Source organism: Bradyrhizobium sp., assembly GCF_019244115.1.
GTDB lineage: Bacteria > Pseudomonadota > Alphaproteobacteria > Rhizobiales > Xanthobacteraceae > Bradyrhizobium.
This window is the reverse complement of the sequence record NZ_JAFATE010000395.1, coordinates 1-7,263: the sequence shown is the minus strand read 5'-3', so window position 1 is coordinate 7,263 and position 7,263 is coordinate 1. Positions and strand designations below refer to the sequence as shown.

The 7,263-nt window shown below is 61.2% G+C and carries 6 protein-coding genes and 2 pseudogenes; 2 read left to right on the top strand and 6 right to left on the bottom strand.

Going from position 1 to position 7,263, the window contains the following annotated elements; all coding sequences use genetic code 11:
* Positions 1-332 precede the first annotated feature (332 nt).
* A pseudogene (locus JOZ76_RS17270) lies at positions 333-535 on the bottom strand (MobA/MobL family protein); the annotation flags it as partial.
* Positions 536-728: 193 nt separating this feature from the next.
* Between JOZ76_RS17270 and JOZ76_RS17265 the strand changes: the two are divergent.
* Positions 729-1,223: a hypothetical protein gene (locus tag JOZ76_RS17265; protein WP_291700053.1), complete on the top strand. Its 495-nt coding sequence runs from the start codon at positions 729-731 to the stop codon at positions 1,221-1,223.
* Positions 1,224-1,684: 461 nt separating this feature from the next.
* Here JOZ76_RS17265 and JOZ76_RS17260 read toward each other — a convergent pair whose 3' ends face one another.
* The 4 genes from JOZ76_RS17260 to JOZ76_RS38560 all read right to left on the bottom strand — a co-directional run bounded on the left by JOZ76_RS17260 (position 1,685) and on the right by JOZ76_RS38560 (position 6,181).
* Positions 1,685-2,080 carry a hypothetical protein gene (locus tag JOZ76_RS17260; protein WP_291700051.1) on the bottom strand — a complete coding sequence of 132 codons (396 nt, stop codon included), beginning with the start codon at positions 2,078-2,080 and terminating at the stop codon, positions 1,685-1,687.
* Positions 2,081-2,844: 764 nt separating this feature from the next.
* Positions 2,845-3,810 carry an ABC transporter substrate-binding protein gene (locus tag JOZ76_RS17255; RefSeq protein ID WP_291700049.1) on the bottom strand — a complete coding sequence of 322 codons (966 nt, stop codon included), beginning with the start codon at positions 3,808-3,810 and terminating at the stop codon, positions 2,845-2,847.
* A complete protein-coding gene (locus JOZ76_RS17250) occupies positions 3,807-5,834 on the bottom strand; it encodes an ABC transporter substrate binding protein (protein ID WP_291700047.1) in 2,028 nt (675 codons plus the stop codon). Before JOZ76_RS17250 ends, JOZ76_RS17255 begins: the two co-directional genes overlap by 4 nt.
* Positions 5,834-6,181 carry a BlaI/MecI/CopY family transcriptional regulator gene (locus JOZ76_RS38560; protein ID WP_441300047.1) on the bottom strand — a complete coding sequence of 116 codons (348 nt, stop codon included), beginning with the start codon at positions 6,179-6,181 and terminating at the stop codon, positions 5,834-5,836. Before JOZ76_RS38560 ends, JOZ76_RS17250 begins: the two co-directional genes overlap by 1 nt.
* 347 nt (positions 6,182-6,528) lie before the next feature.
* Here JOZ76_RS38560 and JOZ76_RS38555 point away from each other — a divergent pair.
* A pseudogene (locus JOZ76_RS38555) lies at positions 6,529-6,705 on the top strand (IS481 family transposase); the annotation flags it as partial.
* Between the two features lie 302 nt (positions 6,706-7,007).
* Here the strand turns inward: JOZ76_RS38555 and JOZ76_RS17240 are convergent.
* A partial coding sequence (locus JOZ76_RS17240; protein WP_291700044.1) for an SRPBCC domain-containing protein occupies positions 7,008-7,263 on the bottom strand: 256 nt, incomplete at its 5' end.

The following is a 7,263-nucleotide window of genomic DNA, read 5'->3' as shown; positions in this document are numbered from 1 at the left end:
GTTTCCAAGCCCGCGACCATCGCGGCCTTGATGGCGATCTGTGAGCGCCGCAACGACCGACCCGCAGCCTTGGGCCCGCAGCGTCAGCGGAGGATGGCACTTGAGCGATCTTGTTGCCTCGCGAGGAATGCCGCCGCTTGGCGGCAGCGGAAGAAGATCGCGAATGAGCCACTGCGGGTAGAGGGCGGCGAGCAGAGCGAGCGTATTGTGGCGCGTGATCCGCCAGCAAGGGGCCGTTATGGTCGAGGGTGCAAGCAGCACCCATAGGAGGCATCGGCTCTAAGAAATCCCCGCCGCAGCAGCCAGCGAGACAAACCAGCACCGGCGCGCTGCATCACTTCGGAATGGAGGACGCCGCGCTTGACGGAAAAGTCATGGCTGCGATCAAGGCGCTCGTCCCGCAACCGCGAACCGAGCGGTAGGCGGCCGACGCCACCGCGCTGGAGCCGGATTTCCGGCCAATGACCTTGACGTGAAGATGATAGATCGCCGTCACGACCAGATCATCTCCACTGCAAGGTGCACGTCGGCACAACGTATAACCTCCCTCAAAAAAATCTCTGGAGGGATTTCACCGTCTCAAGCCGTCCTGGCGACCTTACGGAGATTTTCCCGGGCGCTCGACTATCATTTCGCAGTCCATTGCCTCCTAGCGGACGCGCGCGCTGGCACTCCATATGGTGCGGAGCTTGAGTTGGGGGGCATGACTGGAGAACACGGATCTATGGTTGAGCCATTCCAGCTTTTCGAAGCGTTTCCGGGCAAAGCAGTCCGAACGCATCGGAGGCAAAGCTGTAAGTCGACGCCCAGGAGCCATCCATGGGGCTTCCGTCGCGGTGTTCAATCGGGAAATCGGGGCCCTGTTCGCTATGCGGGTTCCTGCCCACGAATTTCAAATCCTGGGGCGGTTGGCAGTGATCGCAATCCCAAAGTCCGAGCGGATTGGTGAATGTTCCAGCCGGACAATTTGCGGCAAGCACAGGCGCTGGTGCAAGAAGAAGCCTTTGTGCTACGCATTCGGCGGTGAAATCATGGTTCTAGCCGCGGCACAGTATAATTGCGGCGTCGCGGCTTTTCTTCGTGACGATGCGGGCATGGTCGGTGTCAATTCCGGACCTCGACTCGATCGCGTTGCACATGCCTGCCCGCATTCCGTAATAGACAAAGTCTTTGGAGTTGGGGGGCGGCTCCTTTGGTGTCGGTTCATCGACGGCCAATTTTGAATTCCAGGCGCACAACCGTGTCTCGTCCTCCTTGCCCGCTGCGTTCCCCACTCGCCAGCAAGCGCCTTCCGAATGCGCCTGACCGAGTTCCACAAGGGGCGCCGTACCACCATTAGGTCCGTTCCAGGAGGCGACGCCATCTTTGACGGCAGGAGCCAGCAAAGCAATTCGGGCCCGAAGAAAATGTTTGTCGACGCGTGCGGTGATCGTGAATGATCCGTCCTTTGCTTCGCTTGGATGAAAGTACAATAACCGCGGAGATATTCTACGCCACGAACCTTGATCAGGCAATTTGCAGTCCGGACGCCGGCTGCATTCTGGGCGTGTTCGCGGGCGGCCCGGAGCATCATTGACAGCTTGCGCGAGAGGCGTTGCTGAAAAGCCGAGGCAGCAGACGACCGAAACCGCGGCCCCCAAGAGCCAGTCTTTTCGTCTGAATGGTCTCGTCACAAAAAGCGGGGTCATGGATATTTGTCAGGTGCCCGTGAACAAGGCACCTGATCATACCTGCAACTCTTAAAGGCCTTGTCGGCAGGTGAGTCGATCGGTTCAAGGTTGCAAAGGAATGTGGGCGTGTAGCTCAATTCTTTTCGCAGGATGATAGTTCCTCCGCCAAGTAACATTCCCCGCGCGCCTACCTGGATGATTTCGTAGCCTTCGGCGAGCAACGATGCCAACGTTCCGGATGGCGCCGTTGCGGCATCGTCGCTGCGGGCATTGGCTGGACAGGTCGTGCAAACACGCGTGCCGTCGGTCGATTGCGTACAGCGGCTGATCGTCATCGATGTGACGGGGCTGCTTGATAAGATCAATGCCTGAAGTGAGATGCAGCAGCCTGCAGCAATCGTCCTGAGCATGTTCAGTGTTTGCCCTTTAGGAAATCGAGTGACTATGAATCCTAACACCGCAACGGCTGATATGTACCAAGTCCCTGGCCAGCAGGAAAGGAAATAGCTCAGCAGAGCCCCACGTTTGCGAACCGCAGTCGCTGTATTCCATGCGTGGAGATTGCCAGTTTGAGCTGACGGTGAGTCATCCGACTTACGAGATGGGTCTTGCTTCCGGAACGCGGGCTTTCTTTCCTCCGCGCTGGTGATCGCCTGAAACTTGTTGTGGATCGAGAGCCTCCAAGTGCGCGCCGACATCTAGATCGATCAGCTACTGCCTGCCGCGCGATTGACCTATATGTTTGCACTCGTGCCGTCGGCGGCGGACACGGCGCACCTGCTGGTTCAGACCGAGCCCGGAGCGCCGGTTTGGCTCCGCGCGATTGCCCACCCACTCCTGCTCCTGGCACTGCTTTTTATCGCCACCACCTTGAGCCATCTCTTGTGCCGTGTCTCCTTCAGCGCGCCGGCGATGCGCGCCATTGATCGTCGTCGCCGCGAGCGAGCGGCGCTGCGGACCCGGGTGCGATAAGCTGCGTTATCGACGTTTGAGTCCGCCGCTGCAGCAATAGTCGCTTTGCGCTAAGGCCTGCCAAGGTGCACAAGGCGGCTCCCGCCGGAACGATACTGTGCGCGTAGGGGCCGTCGTCGTCGCCATGATCCGGTGACGGCTGCATGCGATGTCCCGATGGAGGCCACGCACAGACGTGTGCTGCAGTACCCGCCAGGAAACGCTAGTCGATCACCTTGTCTGCCCGCGCGCGCAACTCGGGCGGCACTGCAAGGCCGAGCTGCGCGGCGGTCTTGAGGTTGACTACGGTCTCGAATTTGGTCGGCTTGAGCACCGGTATATCGCCTGGACTGCGGCCTTTCAGCATCTCGCCGGTGGTGCGGCCGATTTGCGCATAGCTTTCCGCGATGCTGATCCCGTAGCTGATCAAGCCGCCTTCCTCAGCGAATACCCGCCAATCATACATTGTGGGAATGCCATGTCGCGCCGCGAGCGACACCAGTTGGTTGCGCCGCGACTGGTCGAGGAATGGGCCGCAGTCGATCATGATCGCCCGCACAGGGGGGATGATGACGTGCGGATTGTTGCGACGAGCAGAGTCGAGGTTGAACGCAAACGCCGCTTCGGGATCGGTCTTAGCAGCAACGCTGTCAGCGTCGAGGATTTCGATTCTGTGGTAAACTTTCGTATCCGGCACCAGCAGCCGCCACAGTTGTGTCCTGGTCGAAACGTCAACCACTGACTTGGTCAGATACATGCCGGTCGCGTTGCCGCCAGGCTGATCGAGGCTTGCGACGAGACCGAACCTGACCGGGTCGGCCTGGGTCATGAACACCACCGGAATGCTCGGTGCAGCGGCCCGGGCCGCCAAGGCGGTGGCAGTATCGGCGCTGGTGACGATCACACTAACGGCGGCGGCCGCGAGATCGGCGGCAAGCTCCGGGAGGCGGTCGCTTTGGCCTTCGGTCCAGCGGAACGTGAACGCGGCATTTTGGCCCTCGACATAGCCGGCTTCGCTCAAGCCCTGGCGGAACCCGGTCATTGCTGGCTGCCACTGCTCCTGGGCTAGGTTGTTGAGAAAGCCGATCACAGGCTGGGACGGCGCATCGCCCCGCGGCGTCTGCGCGCCAGCCACCAGCGGCCAGGTCGCGGCGCCGCCTATGAGAGCGATAAAATCCCGGCGCTTCATTGGATCACTTTGTCAGCACGCGCGAGCAGCGCAGGTGACACGTTGAGGTCAAGTGCGGCCGCCGTTCTGAGGTTGATGATGGTTTCGAATTTGGCCGGCTTTTGGACCGGCAGGTCAGCGGGATTTTGGCCGTGCAGAATGTTGGCGGCATAGCGGCCCAACTCGCGATAGACCTCCTCGATGTTGAAGCCATGGCTGATCAGGCCGCCGGCCTCGACGAATGCGCGCCAATGATAGAGGGTGGGAATTTGGTGACTCGCGGCGAGCGCGACCATCTGCAAGCGGCGGCTGCGATCGAGAAACGGACCGGATACGATCTCCAGTGATCGCATCGTGTCGGGCGTGACGCGGTCCTTGTCGTCAGGCGTGCCAACCTCCTGCTGCAATTGCTTCAGGCCGGTCTCGGGATCGGTCCGCAGCAATTGCTTGGTGTCGTCAGTTATGCGGCCGCCAGTCCTGACGCGCACGCCGGCGAGCAGGCTCGTGAGCGCGACCTCGGGCTCAGTTCGCGACGCGTCGCTGCTGGCGTCGACGAGCTGCAGCAAAAAGAAAACTGGCATTGCGCCGGGAGCGAGTTGCCGCAAAATCTGTTGCCGCGTGCTGGAGAGTTCAGCGGATGTCTCGAGATAAATGCCGGTGGCGTTGCCGCCGGGTCTGTCCAGACTCGCGGCAAGGCCGAACCTGACCGGGTCGTCCTCAATCGCGAAGATGATTGGGATTCTTGATGTGGCCGCATGCGCGGCGAGCGCCGCGGCAGTGTCGCCACTGGCGACAATCACGTCCACCCTCATTCGCGCGAGTTCGGCCGCGAGCGCCGGCAGGCGATCCCTGTGGCCCTCGGTCCAGCGGTAGGCGAAGGTCACGTTCTGGCCCTCGACGTAGCCGGCCTCAGTCAATGCCCGGCGAAATCCCGACAGTGGTGACGGCCATTGGTCCGGCGACAGGTCATTCAGAAACCCGATCCTAGGCATGGTCGGCTGCTGCGCCGGCACGGCCTGCGCCGAGATCGGCGCCGTGCCAAACACGACAGTGAGCGTGGAGGCCGCTACCGGCGGGAGCAAGCCGACCGAAAGCAGGAATTGCCTGCGGCGGGTAATCCGCGGCTGACGCGGGAATGCCGCCAGAATGCGCTCGATGCGTCGACGCACGGTCCGGGCCCTCGCCATCGCCACGCCCGCCACCACCGGGGAAGCGCTTCGGGCGACGTCGAGCAGGATTTCCGCATACATCGTCGAGTCGCCCACCGCTTCACTCGCCGCGTCATCGCTGATGATTTCGGCAAGTTCCGCAAGGCGCCAGACTAGCCACCAGGACAGCGGGTCGAACCAAAATATCGCACGATTGAGCGAGGCCAGGAGCAGCAGGTGAAAATCGCGTTGTTCGAGGTGCGACTTTTCATGAGTCATCACGGCCTGTCGCTTGACGGCGCTCCATTCGATGCAATCGGCAGGAAGCAGGATAATCGATCCGAATGTCACCGGCATCGCAACATCGTGGCTGACACGCACGTCGCAGCCCCCCGTCCAGTCCTCGCGGAGCGGTTGGGCGGCGCGTTTCAAGCGTAGGGTTAGCGCGATGCCGGTCAGCAGTCGCAGCACCATGAACGCGGCGATTAGCACATAGGCGCCAGCCATCCATGCTTGCCAGTCGAAGGTCGCGGCTGCAGCGACTGCCGGCGGCTCGGTACCGTCCGGCAGCGACGTGGTGGGCGTGGATTCTGCTGTGATGGATGGCTGCGCCGCGTTGTTCAGCCTTTGCCGCGTTGTTGTCGGAGGCTCCCGTTCAATACCCGTCAAGAGTGGCTGCGTCACTTGCGGCGGCGGGCTAGACAGCGGTATCGCCACTTTGGTCCACGGCACCAGCAAGTGCACCAGAAGCGGCTTGGCCAGCGAGGCCAAAAGCACCACCTTCCAGACCGTCATCTCGACATGCGAGCTGCGCACCCGCAGCAATTTCACTCCGAGCCCCACAATGACTGCGAGCAAAGCCGATCGGAGCGCCGATTCCAGCAGCAATGCCAACATCACTCCTTCCCTTTCTTGGCCGTCTCGATCTTGTCGATGAGCAGTTGCAATTGCGGCCGATCGAGCATCGCATTGTCAACCATACCGACCAGAACCTCGTCGAGCGAGCCATTGCAAAACCAATCGACGATGTGCTTGACCGCCTTTGCTGCGACTCGCCCGCGCGGTTCTGTGGCGCGATAAACGAAAGTGCGGCCGTCGACGGCATGGGCGACAAATCCCTTCTGTTCCAGCCGCCGCAGCACTGTTCGAACGGTAGAATCCTTCAGTCGTCGCGCTGAACGCTCGCCCAGCAACTCACGGACGGCGTCCGCCGTCAGGTGATCGTTGGCCCAGATCAGCTGCATGACCTTGCGCTCGAGATCACCCAAATCGGCCGGCGCATCATTCATGAATACGTTACCTCGCGTAGTGTTACTACACGTAACACATTTCGCGATCGTACGCAACGGCGATAATGGCTTATTTCCAAACGGAACGCCTAACACCGGAAATTCTCGACGCGGTGATCGCATGCCAGAACGATTTGCGCGGTCATCCGATGTTGGCGTGCACTTCGGCGTGATGCTCAGGCGCTGTGCTTTGAGCACAATCTCGGCCACGCGCTCGCGGAAGGTGATGCCGCGTCGCTCGGCATAGCTCTGTGCCGGATCGGTCCGCTCGTAGTCGGAAGCCATGTCCTTGGCGCGATCACGCATGCGGCCGCCTTTGCCTGCACCGCAAGAAAATCGCTATTTCCGTCGTGCTGGCCGGACAAAAGCTGCATCAAAGAAGTCGACGACGGCATTTGGCTCGTCAGCTTCATGCATTATGATCTCCGATATTTCGACCTGGAGCAGAAGACCTTGCACCCCTCGACAACCCGTTCGGCCGCGGTTGCCACCCATGTCTTGGGTACGTTCTGCTACCATGTGTCCGGGCTGGACGAATCCATGGCCTTGCGTTATCCTTGGACTTGCCCCTCTGACCAATGCACTGCAAAATTGTTACGACAAGCTAATAGGTTAGCGCTCTAATTCGAATCCTTCCGAGCGCGCCAAGGCAGGACGGTCCGTTCAGGACGTGTGCGGACGTTGCACGATTTCACGCACCCCGCCGCAGGCAAACCGCTGTATCAACCCATCAACGGCTGCGGCGGAGTTTTTCTGCCGGCTGCCCTCGGTCCCCTGCCCCTCACGCATCGTCCCGCCGCGCCCTCGCCTCAAACGCGGCGAGCAGCACGCGCCAGTGTTCGGCCACCCGGCGCTGGAACAGCATGAGCTCAAAACCATGGCGTGCGACATGATCCCTGGGGATCTCGTCCCAGCCGCGATGCTCGACCGTCACGCGGGTCTCATCGCCCACCGCTTCGAAGCGCACGTCGAGCTCGGTCGACTGGCCGGGGGCGAAGGTCGCCTGACGCCATGACAGCGCCAGCCGTTCGCCGGGC